The following is a 15,463-nucleotide window of genomic DNA, read 5'->3' as shown; positions in this document are numbered from 1 at the left end:
GGCCCGGGGGGCGGCCACGTGGGAGTGGCGGGGAACGTGATCGACGGTGCACCGAAGCAGTGCCGAGCGGGGGCGCGCAGGGGCGGACGAGCGCGGCGCGCCATGAGGGCGGTGCCGGTGCGGGGCAGCAGAATGGCGCGGATTTGGTCGTGGTGCGGGGGGCGCGCGGGCTTGGCGTTCAGCGGGACGGCAATTGGTTCGTGCGGGGCGTGGAATGCTGCGGGGGGGTCGAATGTGGGTGTCGCGATGGGCTCTTGGGCCGCGAGGGGGATCGATGCAGTCATGTCAGGTCGGTTTAACGGAGTACGAAAGATTCGACATGCAGCGCCTGATGCAAGGCACGCGCTGCGGTCGTGAGTACGTGGTCGGCGGCGTCGACTACACCGAGCAGGCTGGCGAAACCATGGATCTGGCCCGGCCAGCGCACATGGGTCGTCAGTACGCCGGCTTGCGAGAGCCGTGCGGCGTAGTGCTCGGCCTCGTCGCGCAGCGGGTCGTATTCGGCGCTGATGATGGTGGCGCTCGCCACGCCGCTCAGATCGCCGGCGGCGAGCGGGCTGGCCAGCGGATCGGCGCGATCGGCGGCTTTGGCAGCGGGGCCGAAGTACTGATCCTTGAACCAGCGCATCTGCTCAGCAGTCAGGAAATAGCCTTCGCCCAGCAATTCGTATGACGGATGCTCGGTTGCGCAGTCCAGCACCGGATAGAACAGCACCTGGTGCGCGATATTTACGCCGCTATCACGCAACTGTTGGGCGGCCACGGCCGCGAGATTGCCGCCCGCGCTGTCGCCGGCCACGGCGAGCGCGCCCGGCCGCACCCGCAGGTCGGCGGAATTGGCTGCGGCCCAGCGCACCGCGTCGAGCGCGTCGTTTGCGGCAGCCGGAAAGTGCGCCTCGGGCGCGAGCCGGTAATCCACCGAGAGCACCACGGTTTGCGCACGCTGCGCCAGCGAGCGGCACAGATTTGCGTGCGTATCGAGTCCGCAGGCCACGAACCCGCCGCCGTGAAAGAACACCGTGAGCGGCAGCAGCGTCTGGCTGTCGCCACCCTGGATCACAGGCCGATAGACACGCGCTCCAATCGAGCCGTTCGCGGTCGGAATCAGCAGATCATTTTCCGCGGCGATCGTGTCGCCGGGAGCGAAAGCACTTCCAGCGCCAATTGTCGCGCGGTAAGCGGGCACGGTGAGTTGCGTGAAGTCGAGGGCGGGCATGCCGGCGAACGAGGCGAGCATGGTTTGCACCTGGGGATCGAGCGCCATCGGGTCTCCTGAGAATTCTTTAATAAGAGCGCGGCTATACACGGAATAAGCACACGAAATAAGCACGCCTGTGCGCTATTTCGCGAGCAAATGGCTGTGCGTGCCAGCAGTCAGTGCATTGAAGCGCGGCACCTTGCCTGAAGCATCGTCCGATTGGACGAGAGTTCATTCGCACGCACAGCGAAACTTTTGCCAGCTAAGTACTTCCACTGATGCCAGCGGAAAGGCCACCCCTTAAGCTTGGCGTCGCGATGCCAAGTCGCATGGAGGACGGAGCGTGTTGATGGAGACAAAATGGGCCCCCGAAGAGGGCCAGGCCGCGAGCGATCTCGCGGACATGAGCGTTGCGCAGTTCAGCGAACTCGCGACGCGGATTTATCAGGGCCCGCTTGAAACCACGCCGTGGGCCAGTGCGCTCGAGCTGATCCGCACTTCGCTCGGCGCGAACTACGCTACGCTGATTCTGCGTTCACCGTCGAGCGACCGGCGCGGCTTGATGGTGCATGCGTCGGAAATGGGCTCAGGCTTGCCGCCGGGCGAAGCGTCGTACAACAACTACTACTATTCGCTCGATCCGTTCGTCGGCCTGCCAGCCGACCGGGTGGTGACGGTGGACGAAGTGTTCGGCGACACCGGCTGGCTGACCAGCGAGCTGTACAAGCAGTTCCTGAAGCCCGCGGATGTGCGCTACATCATGGGCGCGGATCTGCGCACGGAATCCGGCGTGGAATGCCGCTTTCGTGTGTGCCGCAGCCACAACGCGACGCATTTTTCGGCGCGCGACAAGGCGTTTTGCGCGGTGCTGCTGCCGCATTTGCGGCGCGCGGTCGAACTGCACTCGCGGCTCGATATCGTCGAATCGGAGCGCACGCTGTATGCGAGCGCGATCGACCGGATGCTGGTGGGCACGGTCACGCTCGACGAAAGCGGAGCGATCATGCGCACCAACAACGTGGCCGACGAAATCCTCGCTGAGGGCAACGGGCTGCGTATCGCGCACGGCCACGTCGAAGCCACCGACGCGCAGGAGAACCGCAATCTGCAACGCCTCGTGCGCCACGCGCTGATGGGGCACTTCGGCACCGCTGCGCCGATCGTCGAAGCCATGCCGATCACGCGCGGCGGCGACGAGCCGAAACTCGGCGTGCTGGTGCGCACCATTCCGCTCTCGGACTGGTCGGAGGACAACAAGCGCCGCCCGGCCACGGTGCTGTTCCTGCGCGATCCGGACCGCAAGTCGCAGGGCTCGCAGGAGATCGTGCGCAAGCTGTTCGATCTCACGCCGGCGGAGACCTCGCTCGCTTTGCTGCTGACCAATGGCTTGACGCTGGAGGAGGCGGCGGACGAACTGGGGATCAGCAAGAACACCGCGCGTGCCCATCTGCGGGCAATCTTCTCGAAGACCGGCGTGACGCGCCAGGCCACGCTCGTGCGGATTCTGCTGGGCAGCGTGGTGCCGCTCGGCTAGAACGGAAGCATCATGCCCACTGCGCTTTTCGAATGCACAGTGGGCACTTCAACACAACCTATCCGTAATAAACCCACATCAGGCCGCGCGCTTCTGCGACAGCACCAGCAGCGCGCCGTGCTTGTCCTCCAGCACCGCGCGCAGTTCGTGCGGACCTTGCTGAACCGGCACCCTCACTGACGCTCCAGCAGCTACCACGCGCGCCATCGCGGCATACAGGTCGTCGTTTTCGTCTACGCGAAACACCAGCGCCGCGCGCTCGACGATCCGCTCCTCACCCGCCACCAGCGCCACGGTCAATCCGCTGCCGTCGAGCGCGCAATAGCGCTCGCCGTCGCGGAATTTCACGGTCAGCCCCAACCCGTCGACAAAGAGCGGCAGTGCCGCGTCGATCGTGTCGACCGGGTAAAGCATCATCGAAGCCTTCATTGCATTGCACTCCCATCGGTTGAGCATCGTTGTGTCTTCTGACAACGGCTCGATCGTAGCGTCGCGTAATGGGGCGCACGAGGTCCGATCGGACTAGCCGCCACGGACTATCCGCCGCGCGAAAACATCGCAAAACGCCGCGCAACGCCCGTTGGATCAAAGCTTCCACTTCAAACCGCGCCCCGTTAATCCAAATAGACGATGCCGGCAAGTACGCGCGATCTGAAACTCCAATCCGTGGACCGTCACGATCTTCGCGAAGGTTCTCGCCGGGTCGCGGGCGGACCGCCCGTATCAGCACAGTCCAAAATTCATGGAGACGCACGCAATGAAGTTTTCTCTGATCTACGAAGCCCAGACCACGGACGCTTCGCGGGAAGGCGATCACCGGGTATTCAAGGAGACCGTCGAGCAAGCCCTGCTGGCCGAGCAGGTGGGTTTCGATACCGTATGGTGCGTCGAGCACACGTCCCTGACCAACTACGCGCACATGAGCGCGCCGGAAACCTTCCTCGCCTATCTGGCGGGGCGCACCACCCGTATCGGGCTTGGCCACGGCGTGATCTGCCTGCCGCCCGCGATGAACCATCCGATCAAGGTCGCGGAACGCGTCGCGATGCTCGACATTCTGTCGGGCGGCCGGGTGCACTTCGGCGTCGGCAAGGGCGGCAGCCAGCAGGAAGCCGGCGCGTTCGGCTACGAACTCGCCGAGCTGCAGCCGATGATCGACGAGTCCATGTACCTCGTGCCGAAAATGTTCGTGCAGGACGAGATCGAGCACGACGGCAAATACATCAAGATTCCTAAACGCCCGATTCACCCGAAGCCGTTCCAGGACCCGCATCCGCCGATGTACATGGCGTGCACCAACAACGATGGCCTGCTGCGCGCCGGTCAGCGTGGCTTGGGCGCGCTCGTGCTCGGCTTTGGCGGCCCTGACGAAGTGGCGAAGAAAAACGCCATCTATCGCGAAGCGTGGGCCACGCGCAAGCCGGAAGACCAGGTGGGCTTCCGTCCGACGCAGCACCTCGCGGCGCTGTGCCCGACGGTGGTGATGAGCGACGGCCAGCAGGCGCGCAAGATCGGCATTCGCGGCCAGCGCTATTTCATGGAGTCGCTCGCGTACTGGTACACGGGCGGCGAGCGGCCGAATCCGGATAGCTGGGGCGACGACCTCGTGAAGGGCAACACCGGCGAAATGGTGATCCGTTCGCGCTTTGCGTCGGAAGAAGTGGTGGTGGACTTCAGCGACCCGGCGCTTTCGATGATGAACCCGAACCACGCCTACGGCACGGTGGACGACTGCATCGGCTACGTGGGCCGCCTGATGGAAGCGGGCGTGGACGAAGTGCTGTTCCTCTGCCAGATGGGCACGGTGCCGCACGAAGCGCAGCTCGAAACGATCCGCAACATCGGCGAGCACGTGATTCCTTACTTCAATCGCCTCAAGGCCAGCCGCCCGAAGGCGCAGGCGGTCGCTTAAGGCCCATCCGGCGGGCCGATGATCCGGCGCGGCGCGCGTCGCTAGTCCCTTCAGACGATGCGACGCCGCGGCCGGGACTTGAAGATGAACCTAACAGAACAAGCGCGACACCCCTCGCGCGTCATGGAGACAGCCGTGCATCGCGATAACGATTCGAACGCCCTTGCAGCCGAACTGATCGCCCGCGCCGAGGCGCTCGCGCCGGCACTAGCCGGGCGCGCCGCGCAGGCCGAGGCAAACGGGCGCATTCCCGCCGAGACCGTCGCCGATTTTCAGGCAGCAGGCCTGTTCAGGGTGCTGCAGCCGAAACGCTACGGCGGCTACGAACTCGATCCACAAACCTTCTTCGACATCCAGATGGCGGTGGCGCGCGGCTGCATGTCGAGCGCATGGGTGTACGGCGTGGTCGGCGTGCACAACTGGCAGCTCGCGCTGTTCGACGAACGCGCGCAGCAGGAAGTGTGGGGCGAGGATTCCAGCACGCTGATCGCTTCGACGTATATGCCGGTGGGCAAGGTGACGCCGGTTGAAGGCGGCTTCCGCCTGTCGGGTCACTGGAAATTTTCGAGCGGCAGCGAGTTGTGCGACTGGGTATTGCTCGGCGCGCTGGTGCCGCCCGCCAAAGACGGCGAACCGCCGGAATACCGCACCTTCCTGCTGCCCAAAAGCGACTACACGATCCAGCAGGACTGGGACGTGCTGGGCCTGCGCGCGACCGGCAGCCACGACATCGTGGTGAGCGACGTGTTCGTGCCGGACTACCGCACGCACAAAGCCATCGACGGCATGATGGGCACGAGCCCCGGCCTCGCCGTCAACGACGCGCCGCTGTTCCGCCTGCCGTTCGCGCAGATTTTCGTGCGGGCGGTCTGCACGGCGTGCATTGGCGCGCTGCAAGGCGCGCTCGACGATTTCACCTCGTATGCCGCGACGCGCGTGAGCGCCAATAGCGGCGCGAAGACCACCGACGACACCGGCGCGCAAACCGCCTGTGCCAACGCGGCGGTCGCCATCGACGAAATGAAAGTGCTGCTCAAGCGCAACTTCGCCGAGCTGATGGCGGCGGCCAACGGGGCGCCGGAAGTTTCGATCGAACGGCGCGTGCTGTTCCGCTATCAATCCGCGCAGGTGGCCGAACGTTGCGCGCAGGCCGCCAACGCGCTGTTGCGCTATGCGGGCGGCAACGGCATCTACAACCGCAATCCGCTGGTGCGGCGCTTTCTCGATCTGCATGCGGCGCGCGCGCACTACGCGAACAACGTGGACCGCTTCGGCCAGAATCTCGGCGCCGTGATGATGGGCCGCCAGAACACCGACTTCTTCATCTGAAGGACGCGGCCATGAGCGCACAGCAAACCCAGACTCACGTATTCGACGTGGTGGTGGTCGGCTCCGGCGCGGGCGGCATGCTGGCCGCCTGCCGCGCGGCCGACCGCGGCCTCTCGGCGGTCGTGATCGAAAAGAGCGAAGTGTATGGCGGCACCTCGGCGGTGTCGGGCGGCGGCATCTGGATTCCGTGCAATCACCATATCGCCGAACTCGGCGTGACCGATACGCGTGAAGCGGCGCGCACCTATATCGACGCCTGCACGAAAGGCGTCACCGCCAGCGGGCGGATCGACGCCTACCTCGACGTGGCGCCCGAGATGCTGCGCTATGTCGAAGCGAATACGCCGGTGCGCTACGAAGCGTTGCCGAAGTATGCGGACTACTTCCAGCATCTGCCGGGATCGATGCCGGGCTACCGGGCACTCGATCCGTTGCCGGTTGACGGCGCGCTGCTCGGCGACGAACTCGCACGGCTGCGCCTGCCTTCGCCGGGCACGCTGGTCGGCGGGCGCGTGGCGGTGACGTCGAAGGAAGCGCACGTGATGCTTTCGAAGGCTCCCGGCTATATCGCGCTCGCGTTGAAGCAGTTCGGCCGCTACTGGTTCGACTGGCGTGGCCGCATGCAGTCGCGGCGCGACCGCCGGCTGACGCTCGGCAACGCGCTCGCCGGCGGCTTGCGGCGCGCCTTGCTCGATCGCGATGTGCCGCTGTGGCTCAATGCGCCGATGCGCGAGCTGCTCGAAGCCGATGGCCGCGTGACGGGCGTGGAGGTCGAACGCAATGGCCAGCGCGTGCGGGTGCTCGCCAAGCGCGGCGTGATTCTCGCTGCGGGCGGCTTCGAGCGGAATCAGGCGATGCGTGAACGCTATCTGCCCAGTCCCACGCAGGCGCAATGGAGCGCGACGCCTCTGAACAACACCGGCGATGCGATCGCCGCCGGCATGCGACTCGGCGCGCGTACCGCATTGATGGAACACGTGTGGGGCGCGCCGACCGTGCATGTCGATCGCGAGGAAAAGCAGCGCGCGCTGTTCGTGGAGCGCAATCTGCCTGGCTGCGTGATCGTCAATGGACTCGGCAAGCGCTTCGTCAACGAGGCGGCGCCGTATTCGGAGTTCGTCCCCGCGATGTACCGCGACCATGCGCAAACGGGCGCGTGCGTGCCGGCGTGGATGGTGTTCGACGCGCGCTTCCGCCACAGGTACCCGTGCGGTCCGATCATGCCTGCCGTGATGATGCCGGACTCGCGCATCCCCGTGCAGTTCCGGTCCTTGCTCTACAAAGCGGACACGCTCGACGCGCTCGCCGCGCAGATCGGCGTGGACGCGCAAGGGCTGCGCGACACGGTGGCGAAGATGAACCGCTACGCCGCGAGCGGCGTGGACGAGGAATTCGCCAAGGGCGGCAACGTGTTCGACACGTACTACGGCGACCCGAGCGTCAAGCCGAACCCGTGTCTCGCGCCGCTCGACACCGGCCCGTTCTACGCGGTGCGGATCGACGCGGGCGACATCGGCACGAAGGGCGGTCTCCTGACGGACGCCTTTGCCCGCGTGTTGCGTGCAGATGATTCGCCGATCGCCGGCCTCTACGCGATCGGCAACACCAGCGCCTCGATGATGGGCGACAGCTATCCCGGCGCGGGTTCGACGCTCGGCCCGGCGATGACCTTCGGCTACATCGCCGCCAATCACCTTGCCGACGAGGCGAGCGATGCCGCCGACACGGCCTCGGCCTCAACCAGCGAACTTCGCGGAGTCACATCATGACCGACCAAACTTCTCATCCGTTGCGCGCCGACATGTTGCTCGCGATGCGCCGGCTCGCGCGCTCGGTCGCCGTCATCAGCTGCAGCGACGGCGAACGGCGCTATTCGATGTCGGCCACCGCGGTCGATTCGCTCTCGACCGAGCCGCCGTCGCTGCTGATCTGCATTAACCGCAACTCGTCGATCTTTCCGCCGCTCGACCAGGGCGCGGCGTTTTGCGTGAACGTGCTGTCGGCGCAGCATCAGCACATCGCGATCGATTGCAGCGGCCGCCTGAAGGGCGAGGAACGCTTTACCACCGGCAACTGGCAGAGCTCGGCGCAGGGCGTGCCGTTCCTGCTCGATGCGCAGGCGAGTCTGATCTGCACGCAGGACGGCCGCTTCGACTACGGCACGCATGCGGTCATTATCGGCCGCGTCGATCAGGTGCTGATCAGCGGCGAGGTCGATCCGCTGGTGTATGTGGACGGCGCTTACACGACCGCCACGGCGCCCGTGCGCTGCGTGACGGCTTGAGCGAGGCAGGCCGCGCCATGCACGATTCTTCGTCCTCCGAACAAGGCTTCGCGACGCCGGTGGAAGCACCGCTCGTCGTCGATGACCCGGCGCGGATGCGCTGGGACGATGTGTGCGACGTGCTGGTCGCGGGCTTCGGCGCAGCCGGCGCATGCGCCGCGCTGGAAGCGGCGGCGGCAGGCGCGAAGGTGCGCATCGTCGAGCGCTTCGAGGGCGGCGGCGCGAGCGCGAAAAGCGGCGGCGTGGTGTACGCGGGCGGCGGCACGCAATATCAGAGCGAGGCGGGTTACGTCGACACGCCCCAGGCGATGTTCGCCTACTTGCAGCGGGAAGTGGGCGAAGCCGTCTCGGCCGCGACGCTAGAACGCTTCTGCGCGGGCAGCGTGGAGATGCTGCGCTGGCTCGAACGGCTCGGCGTGCGCTTTGCGGCGTCGATGCCGCCACGCAAGACATCCTATCCGCAGAACCGCTACTACCTGTACTACTCCGGCAACGAAGCCGTGGGGGATGTGCCGCATGGCCCGCTACCGGCGCCGCGCGGGCATCGGGTGGTCGGCGACGGCATGTCGGGGCGCGTGCTGTACGACACGCTGCGGCGCGCCGTCGAGGCGCAGCCTTCCATCGACGCGATGTGCCACGCGAGCGTGCGCCGGCTGGTCACCGATCGCAGCGGGCGTGTAATTGGCGCGCAACTCTGGCAAGTCACGCCGGGCCGCGCCCAGCGTGCGCACCGGCGGCTCGCGCGCCGCGCCGAGCGGCTGCACAACGCCATGCCGGCGTGGGCGGACCGCTTGCGCGCCGCGCTGCATCGCATCGAGATGCGCGAGAGCCGGCTCATCACGATCAAGGCCGATGCGGTGGTGCTGAGCACCGGCGGCTTCATCTTCAACCGGTCGATGGTGGCGCGCCATGCGCCGCGCTATCTCCCGAACTGGCGCCTTGGCACCACGGGTTGTGACGGTTCGGGCATCCGGCTCGGCTTGTCTGCCGGCGGTGTGGCGAGCCGGCTCGAACGCGTGTCCGCGTGGCGCTTCATCAACCCGCCGTACGCATGGGCTCAGGGCTGCGTGGTGGACCGGCACGGCGAGCGCTTCTGCAACGAAGAGGTGTATGGCGCCGCCCTCGGCCACGCGATGTGCGAGAAGCGCGAAGGCCGCGCGTGGCTGATTCTCGATGCGCGGCTCGTGAAGCTCGCGCTCAAGGAGTGCCTGCGCGGCAAGCTGTGGGCATTTCAAAGTGTGCCCGCGTTGCTGTTGATGCTGGCGGGCCGCAAGCGCGGCGCGTCACTGGCCGATCTGGCCGCGCGCATTGGCTGCGATCCGGCGGTGCTCGCGAAAACCGTCGTCAGATACAACACCGCGTCGCTGATCGGCGTCGACCGCGAGTTCGGCAAGTCGGCCGCGATGCTCCAGCCGCTCTCGCATGGCCCTTACTACGCAATCGACATCTCGGCGGACAGCCGCGTGTTCCCGTGTCCGTCGATCACGCTCGGCGGCCTGCGGGTCGACGAGACCAGCAACGCGGTGCTCTCCGCGCAAGGCGAGCCGGTCGAAGGACTGTTCGCCGCCGGACGCGCTGCCTGCGGGCTCGCCTCGAATCACTACGTGAGCGGCCTTTCGCTCGCGGACTGTATCTGGTCTGGCCGGCAAGCGGGCCGGGCCGCAGCGGGCGTGGTTCTCGTGAACCGCGCCCATTCCCTGACTGAAACTGATTGACACTGCAAAGAGAGAACGAAGATGGGAGACAGACTCAAGGGCAAGATCGCCATCGTGACGGGCGCTGCGAGCGGCGTGGGCAAGCAGGACGCGCTCCTGTTCGCACGTGAAGGCGCGCGTGTCGTGCTGACCGACGTCAACGAGGAAGCGGGCCGCGCGGTGGCCGCGGAGATCGGCGACGCGGCGCGCTTCGTGCGTCACGACATTACCTCTGAAGCGGGCTGGAACGACGTGTTCGGCGCCGCGCAGAACGCCTTCGGCACGCCGGACGTGCTGGTCAACAACGCGGCCGTGCTGCTGCTCGGCAACATCGAGGACACCACGCTCGAACAATGGCAGCGCGTGCTGCGCATCAACGCGGAAGGCTACTTTCTCGGCTGCCGCGCGGCCGTGAAGGCGATGAAGGAGAAGGGCGGCTCGATCGTGAACATGTCTTCGGTGGCCGCGCTGGGCGGTCTCGGCATGTTCTGCGCGTACTCTGCCAGCAAGGGGGCCGTGACGGCGATGACCCGCGCAATCGCGGGCTATTGCAAGCAGCAGGGCTACAAGATCCGCTGCAACACGATCCACCCGGACGGCATTCTCACGCCGATGACCGAGCCGTACTTCGGCGCCGCCGAGGGCACCCGCGCGGCGCTCACGCAGTCGGTCGATCCGCAGGCGCGCATGTGCTTGCCGGAAGACATCGCGAATCTGGTGCTGTTCCTCGCGTCGGACGAATCTCGCTTCATCAACGGCAGCGAGTACCGGATCGATAACGCGCAGCTCATCATGGGCGTGGCCTGAGTTCGCCCGCCATGGCCGATTCGCGTTTTCACCGGCTCAGAGTGGCGGACGTGATCGCGGAGAGCGCCGACGCGCGCTCTTTCGTGTTCGATCTGCCGCAGGCGCTGCGCGATGCCTTCAGCTATCGCCCGGGGCAGTTTCTCACGCTCAAGGTGCCGTGCGCCGAGGCAACCGTGCAGCGGTGTTATTCGCTCTCGAGCGCGCCGGGCATCGACCAGGCGCCGAAGATCACCATCAAGCGGGTGCGTGACGGGCGCGCGTCGAACTGGATGTGCGACAGCATCCGGCCCGGCGACGAGCTCGACGTGATGGCGCCGGCCGGCGTCTTCACCCCGCGCTCGCTCGACGGCGATCTGCTGCTGTTCGCCGGCGGCAGCGGCATCACGCCGGTGCTGTCGATTCTGAAGTCGGCGCTGGTGAACGGGCGCGGCATGCTGACGCTGATCTACGCCAATCGCGATGCCGAGTCGGTGATTTTTGCCGACGAATTGCGGCAACTCGGTCAGCGGCATGCGGGGCGCCTGCGCGTGATTCACTGGCTCGACAGCGTGCAGGGCATTCCGCAGCAGCGTCATCTGGAAGAGCTGGCGCGGCCGTGGAGCATGCAGGAGTGCTTCATCTGCGGACCGGCGCTGTTCATGGAGAACGCGCTGGCGGCGATGCTGGCGCTGGGGCTGCCGCGCGCGAAGGTGCATGTGGAGCGCTTCGTTTCGCTGCCGGATTTGCCGGCGACGGGGGCGAAGCCTTCGGCTGGCGAGCCTGCTGCGGCGGCGGCTGGGGAAGCTGCGGCTTCTGCTTCTGCTTCTGCTTCTGCTTCGGTCGAGTCCAACGCCAGCACCAACGCAGCCGCCGAAATCGAAACCATGCTCGACGGCACCAGTTTCCACTTCGTCAGCGAGCCAGGCGAGACCTTGCTCGACGCGATGCTGCGCGCCGACGTACCGGCGCCCAACTCGTGCCGCAGCGGCCTGTGCGGCGCCTGCATGTGCCGGGTCGTCGCGGGCGAGGTCAATCTGGCCGCTAACCACGTGCTCGACGATGCCGATCTCGCCGAGGGCTGGACGCTAGCCTGCAGTGCCACACCGGCCAGCGCGACGCTGCGCGTGGCTTTCCCCGACTAGGTTCACGGCGCGCACGCACAGCGTTCGCATGTGGCGCGCGCCGCGAACCCTCTCCATTGAATTCATCATGACGCTGAACCACATTCTGACGACGCCCGCGCTGATCGCACGGGGCGCCGAGCGCTACGGCACGCGCATCGCCATCGAAACGGCGCAGGGCAGTCTCAGCTATGCGCAGCTCGACGCCGCGCGCATCGAGGCCGCGCGCGCGCTGCTCAGTTGCGGCATCCGGCCGGGCGAGCGCGTCGCGATCTGGGCGCCGAACGTCGCGCACTGGATCGTCGCGGCGCTGGCGATTCATAGCGCGGGCGCGGCGCTGGTGCCGATCAACACCCGCATGAAGGGCCTCGAAGCCGGCGCGATTCTCGAGGACAGCGGCGCGCGGCTGCTGTTCTGCTGCGGCACCTTCCTCGGCGATTCGTATCCGGCGATGCTGGCCGCGCACCGCCCGGCGTCGCTGGAGCGGATCGTCGTGTTCGACGGCGAGCCGGAGCACACGGCAAGCGAACGCCCCGGCTGCGACGAAACGTGGGAGGCGTTTTTGCTGCGCGCGGCGGGCACGTCGATGGAAACGTTCCGCGGCCGTGAAGCGGCAGTGCGCCCCGATACGCTGATGGACATCATGTTCACGTCCGGCACGACGGGGCGTCCCAAGGGCGTGATGACCACGCACGGCCAGAATCTCCAGGCGATCCATGACTGGACGCAGATCGTGATGCTACGCGAGGGTGACCGCTACCTGATCGTCAATCCGTTTTTTCACGCGTTCGGTTACAAGGCCGGTTGGCTCGCGGCCCTCGCGAGCGGCGCGGCCGTGCTGCCGCATCTGGTGTTCAACCCGGCGCGGGTGCTGGAGCGGATCGTGCGCGATCGCGTTTCCGTGCTGCCGGGGCCGCCGACGCTCTATCACGCGTTGCTCGACATACCCGATCTGGCCGCGCGCGATCTGTCCTCGCTGCGCGTCGCGGTAACGGGGGCCGCGGCGATTGCGCCGAGCCTCGTCGAAAGAATGCGCACGCAACTGGGTTTCGAGACGGTGGTGACAGGCTATGGTCTGACGGAATCGTGCGGTTTTGCCACGCTGTGCCGCCAGGGCGACGATGCCGAAACCGTAGCGCACACCTCGGGCCGCGCCATGCCGGGCGTCGAGATCCGTATCGCGGACGGTGGCGGAGCCACGCTTCCAGCCGGCGCGACCGGCGAAGTGCAGATTCGCGGCTACAACGTGATGCAGGGGTATTTCGGCCAGCAGGGTACGACGCAGGAAGCGGCGCTGGACACCATCGACGCCGAAGGCTGGCTGCACACGGGCGATCTCGGCACGCTCGACGAGCGCGGCTATCTGCGCATAACGGACCGCATCAAGGACATGTTCATTGTCGGTGGGTTCAACTGCTATCCGGCGGAGATCGAGCGCCTCTTCAACGGACACCCGGCGGTCGCGCAGGTGGCGGTGGTCGGCGTGCCCGACGAGCGGCTCGGCGAAGTGGGGCACGCCTATGTCGTGCTGCGCTCGGGCGAGCATGCGAGCGAGACGGAGCTGATCGAGTGGGCCCGCAAGAACATGGCGAATTACAAGGTGCCGCGCTACCTCACGCTGGTCGATCAGCTGCCCGTCAGCGCGGCCGGCAAGGTGCTCAAGTATCGCCTGCGCGAAGGGTCGGAATCCCGCACGGAAACCCTTGGAAAAACCGCTGAAAACACCGCTGCTGGCTAGTCCCAACAGACGATGTTGCCCACGCCGCGCACCGCCAGAATAAGCCTGACAACAACAGCTTCTGGAGGAGTCGGAGATGATCGATGTGCGGGCTTTAGGCTACGTCGTCGTACAGTCGGCCAAGGTCGACAACTGGCGCGATTACGCTGAAAACGTGCTGGGCATGCAGGCGCAGGACGCCGCGGGCGGCGCGCTGTATCTGAAGATGGATGAGCGCGATTTCCGCTACCTGATCGTGCCCGGCGACACCGACCGCTATCTCGCGTCCGGCTGGGAATTGCCGGACGCCGCCGCGTTCGACGACGCCGTCCGCGCGCTGGAACTGAGCGGAGCAGAAGTGGTCCGCGCCGGCGCCGCGGAAACCGCGTTGCGCCGCGCGCAGGCGATGGCGTGGTGCGTCGATCCGTCCGGCAACCGGCACGAGTTTTTCTGGGGCGTGCGCGCCGATTTCCGCCGCTTCGTATCGCCGCTCGGCGTGCCGGGTTTCGTCACCGGTTCGATGGGCCTGGGTCACGCTGTGCTGCCCGCGCCGCACTTCGACGCCACCGATGCGTTCCTGCGCAACGTGATGGGGTTCGAACTCTCCGACATCTTCCGCGTGCGCTTTACCGACGATCCGGCCGAGCCCGAAAAGCGCATCCACTTCCTGCATTGCAAGAACGCGCGCCACCACAGCCTCGCGATCATGGACCTGGCGGTGCCATCCGGCTGCATTCACGTGATGGCCGAAGTCGATTCCATGGATGAAGTGGGCCGCGCGCTCGACCGCGTGGCGGCGCAAGACGTGAAGCTCTCCGCGACGCTCGGGCGCCATTGCAACGACCACATGATCTCGTTCTACATGAAGACGCCCGGCGGCTTCGATCTGGAATACGGCTACGGCGGCCTGACGGTCGACTGGGCGCAGCACAGCGTCTACGAGGCGACGCGCGTGAGCCTGTGGGGACATGACTTCAGCGTGGGATTCCGCTAGACCGATATGAACACACTCGACAAACAACTCAGTGCGCGCGACGTGGTCGCGCAACTCGCCGACGGCATGACCATCGGCATTGGCGGCTGGGGTCCGCGCCGCAAGCCGATGGCGCTGGTGCGCGAAATCGTCCGCTCGAATCTGAAGGACCTGACGGTGGTCGCGTATGGCGGCCCCGATGTCGGCCTGCTGTGCGCGGCGGGCAAGGTGCGCAAGGTCGTGTTCGGCTTTGTCTCGCTCGACGTGATTCCGCTGGAACCGCATTTCCGCCGGGCGCGTGAACAGGGCGCGGTCGACGTCTGGGAACTCGACGAAGGCATGCTGCAACTCGGCCTGAGGGCCGCTGCCGCGCGCTTGCCGTTCCTGCCCACGCGTGTTGGGCTCGGCACCGATCTGCTCAAGCACGCGCCGCATTTGCGCACCGTGACGTCGCCTTATGGCGGCGAGACGCTGCTCGCCATGCCCGCGCTCGAACTCGACGCCGCGCTGCTGCACGTGAATGCGGCGGACCAGCTGGGCAATACGCGTATCGACGGTCCGGATCCGTTCTTCGACGCCTGGTTCGCGCGCGCGGCGAAGAAGTGTTTCGTCAGCAGCGAGACGGTGGTGGAGTCGCTCGCCAGCAGTGAGCTCGATCTCGCGCGCCGCAACACCTTCGAACGCTCGCTCGTGAGCGGCGTGGTGCACGCGCCGTGCGGCGCGCATCCGACTTCGTGCGCGCCGGCCTATGGCTGGGATTTGCCGCAACTGAAGGCGTACTGCGCGAGCGCGGAGGGCGACGCACAAACCGCCGCTTATCTGAAGGACGTGGTAGGCACCGACGAAGCGGGCTATCTGCAACGCGCAGGCGGCCGGTCCCATGTGGCGGCGTTGCCGTTGCCGATTCTGTAATGG

13 protein-coding genes are annotated in these 15,463 nt (G+C 66.5%); 11 read left to right on the top strand and 2 right to left on the bottom strand.

From position 1 onward, the window contains the following. Positions 1-295 precede the first annotated feature (295 nt). Complete coding sequence (locus A6V37_RS28040) at positions 296-1,264, bottom strand: alpha/beta hydrolase (RefSeq protein ID WP_064271674.1); 969 nt, start codon at positions 1,262-1,264, stop codon at positions 296-298. Between the two features lie 283 nt (positions 1,265-1,547). On the opposite strand from A6V37_RS28040, the gene A6V37_RS28035 reads away from it, so the two are divergent. Next, positions 1,548-2,732, top strand: a complete 1,185-nt coding sequence (locus A6V37_RS28035) for a helix-turn-helix transcriptional regulator (RefSeq protein ID WP_064271673.1) — start codon at positions 1,548-1,550, stop codon at positions 2,730-2,732. A gap of 78 nt (positions 2,733-2,810) precedes the next feature. Here the strand turns inward: A6V37_RS28035 and A6V37_RS28030 are convergent, their stop codons facing one another. Beyond that, complete coding sequence (locus A6V37_RS28030) at positions 2,811-3,161, bottom strand: VOC family protein (RefSeq protein WP_064271672.1); 351 nt, start codon at positions 3,159-3,161, stop codon at positions 2,811-2,813. Between the two features lie 328 nt (positions 3,162-3,489). Between A6V37_RS28030 and A6V37_RS28025 the strand changes: the two genes are divergently transcribed. From A6V37_RS28025 to A6V37_RS27980, 10 genes are all read left to right on the top strand, one after another. After that, entirely contained in the window at positions 3,490-4,644 is a 1,155-nt protein-coding gene (locus A6V37_RS28025) for an LLM class flavin-dependent oxidoreductase (protein ID WP_064271671.1), read from the top strand. Positions 4,645-4,779: 135 nt separating this feature from the next. After that, positions 4,780-5,973: a flavin-dependent monooxygenase gene (locus A6V37_RS28020; protein WP_064286511.1), complete on the top strand. Its 1,194-nt coding sequence runs from the start codon at positions 4,780-4,782 to the stop codon at positions 5,971-5,973. A gap of 11 nt (positions 5,974-5,984) precedes the next feature. After that, positions 5,985-7,742 (top strand): FAD-dependent oxidoreductase, encoded by a 1,758-nt coding sequence (locus tag A6V37_RS28015; protein WP_064286510.1) that lies wholly within the window; start codon positions 5,985-5,987, stop codon positions 7,740-7,742. After that, positions 7,739-8,257 carry a flavin reductase family protein gene (locus tag A6V37_RS28010; protein ID WP_064271668.1) on the top strand — a complete coding sequence of 173 codons (519 nt, stop codon included), beginning with the start codon at positions 7,739-7,741 and terminating at the stop codon, positions 8,255-8,257. The genes A6V37_RS28015 and A6V37_RS28010 overlap by 4 nt, the downstream gene beginning before the upstream one ends. A 17-nt stretch (positions 8,258-8,274) precedes the next feature. Continuing rightward, positions 8,275-9,972, top strand: a complete 1,698-nt coding sequence (locus A6V37_RS28005; RefSeq protein ID WP_064271667.1) for an FAD-binding protein — start codon at positions 8,275-8,277, stop codon at positions 9,970-9,972. Between the two features lie 21 nt (positions 9,973-9,993). Then, positions 9,994-10,758: an SDR family oxidoreductase gene (locus A6V37_RS28000; RefSeq protein ID WP_064286509.1), complete on the top strand. Its 765-nt coding sequence runs from the start codon at positions 9,994-9,996 to the stop codon at positions 10,756-10,758. Between the two features lie 11 nt (positions 10,759-10,769). Next, on the top strand, positions 10,770-11,879 hold the full coding sequence (locus A6V37_RS27995; protein ID WP_064271665.1) for a ferredoxin--NADP reductase: 1,110 nt from the start codon (positions 10,770-10,772) through the stop codon (positions 11,877-11,879). A 67-nt stretch (positions 11,880-11,946) separates the two neighbouring features. Next, the gene (locus A6V37_RS27990) at positions 11,947-13,596 is read left to right on the top strand and encodes a FadD3 family acyl-CoA ligase (protein ID WP_064286519.1); all 1,650 of its coding nucleotides are present in this window, start codon (positions 11,947-11,949) and stop codon (positions 13,594-13,596) included. Between the two features lie 76 nt (positions 13,597-13,672). Further along, positions 13,673-14,569: a VOC family protein gene (locus A6V37_RS27985; protein ID WP_064271663.1), complete on the top strand. Its 897-nt coding sequence runs from the start codon at positions 13,673-13,675 to the stop codon at positions 14,567-14,569. A 6-nt stretch (positions 14,570-14,575) separates the two neighbouring features. Further along, positions 14,576-15,460, top strand: coding sequence for a CoA transferase subunit A (locus A6V37_RS27980; protein ID WP_064271662.1), 885 nt, complete (start codon positions 14,576-14,578; stop codon positions 15,458-15,460). Positions 15,461-15,463: the final 3 nt, after the last annotated feature.

This window comes from Paraburkholderia ginsengiterrae (genome assembly GCF_001645125.1).
In the GTDB taxonomy this organism is placed as follows: Bacteria; Pseudomonadota; Gammaproteobacteria; order Burkholderiales; family Burkholderiaceae; genus Paraburkholderia; species Paraburkholderia ginsengiterrae.
Note: the sequence above shows the minus strand (reverse complement) of the source record. Positions and strands in the feature narration are given on the sequence as shown.

Coding starts and splice junctions, on each gene's coding strand:
- A6V37_RS28040 (WP_064271674.1), bottom strand. CDS start 1,264: ATGGCGCTCGATCCCCAGGTGCAAACCATGCTCGCCTCGTTCGCCGGC.
- A6V37_RS28030 (WP_064271672.1), bottom strand. CDS start 3,161: ATGAAGGCTTCGATGATGCTTTACCCGGTCGACACGATCGACGCGGCA.
- A6V37_RS27985 (WP_064271663.1), top strand. CDS start 13,673: ATGATCGATGTGCGGGCTTTAGGCTACGTCGTCGTACAGTCGGCCAAG.
- A6V37_RS27990 (WP_064286519.1), top strand. CDS start 11,947: ATGACGCTGAACCACATTCTGACGACGCCCGCGCTGATCGCACGGGGC.
- A6V37_RS28015 (WP_064286510.1), top strand. CDS start 5,985: ATGAGCGCACAGCAAACCCAGACTCACGTATTCGACGTGGTGGTGGTC.
- A6V37_RS28005 (WP_064271667.1), top strand. CDS start 8,275: ATGCACGATTCTTCGTCCTCCGAACAAGGCTTCGCGACGCCGGTGGAA.
- A6V37_RS28010 (WP_064271668.1), top strand. CDS start 7,739: ATGACCGACCAAACTTCTCATCCGTTGCGCGCCGACATGTTGCTCGCG.
- A6V37_RS27995 (WP_064271665.1), top strand. CDS start 10,770: ATGGCCGATTCGCGTTTTCACCGGCTCAGAGTGGCGGACGTGATCGCG.
- A6V37_RS27980 (WP_064271662.1), top strand. CDS start 14,576: ATGAACACACTCGACAAACAACTCAGTGCGCGCGACGTGGTCGCGCAA.
- A6V37_RS28035 (WP_064271673.1), top strand. CDS start 1,548: ATGGAGACAAAATGGGCCCCCGAAGAGGGCCAGGCCGCGAGCGATCTC.
- A6V37_RS28000 (WP_064286509.1), top strand. CDS start 9,994: ATGGGAGACAGACTCAAGGGCAAGATCGCCATCGTGACGGGCGCTGCG.
- A6V37_RS28025 (WP_064271671.1), top strand. CDS start 3,490: ATGAAGTTTTCTCTGATCTACGAAGCCCAGACCACGGACGCTTCGCGG.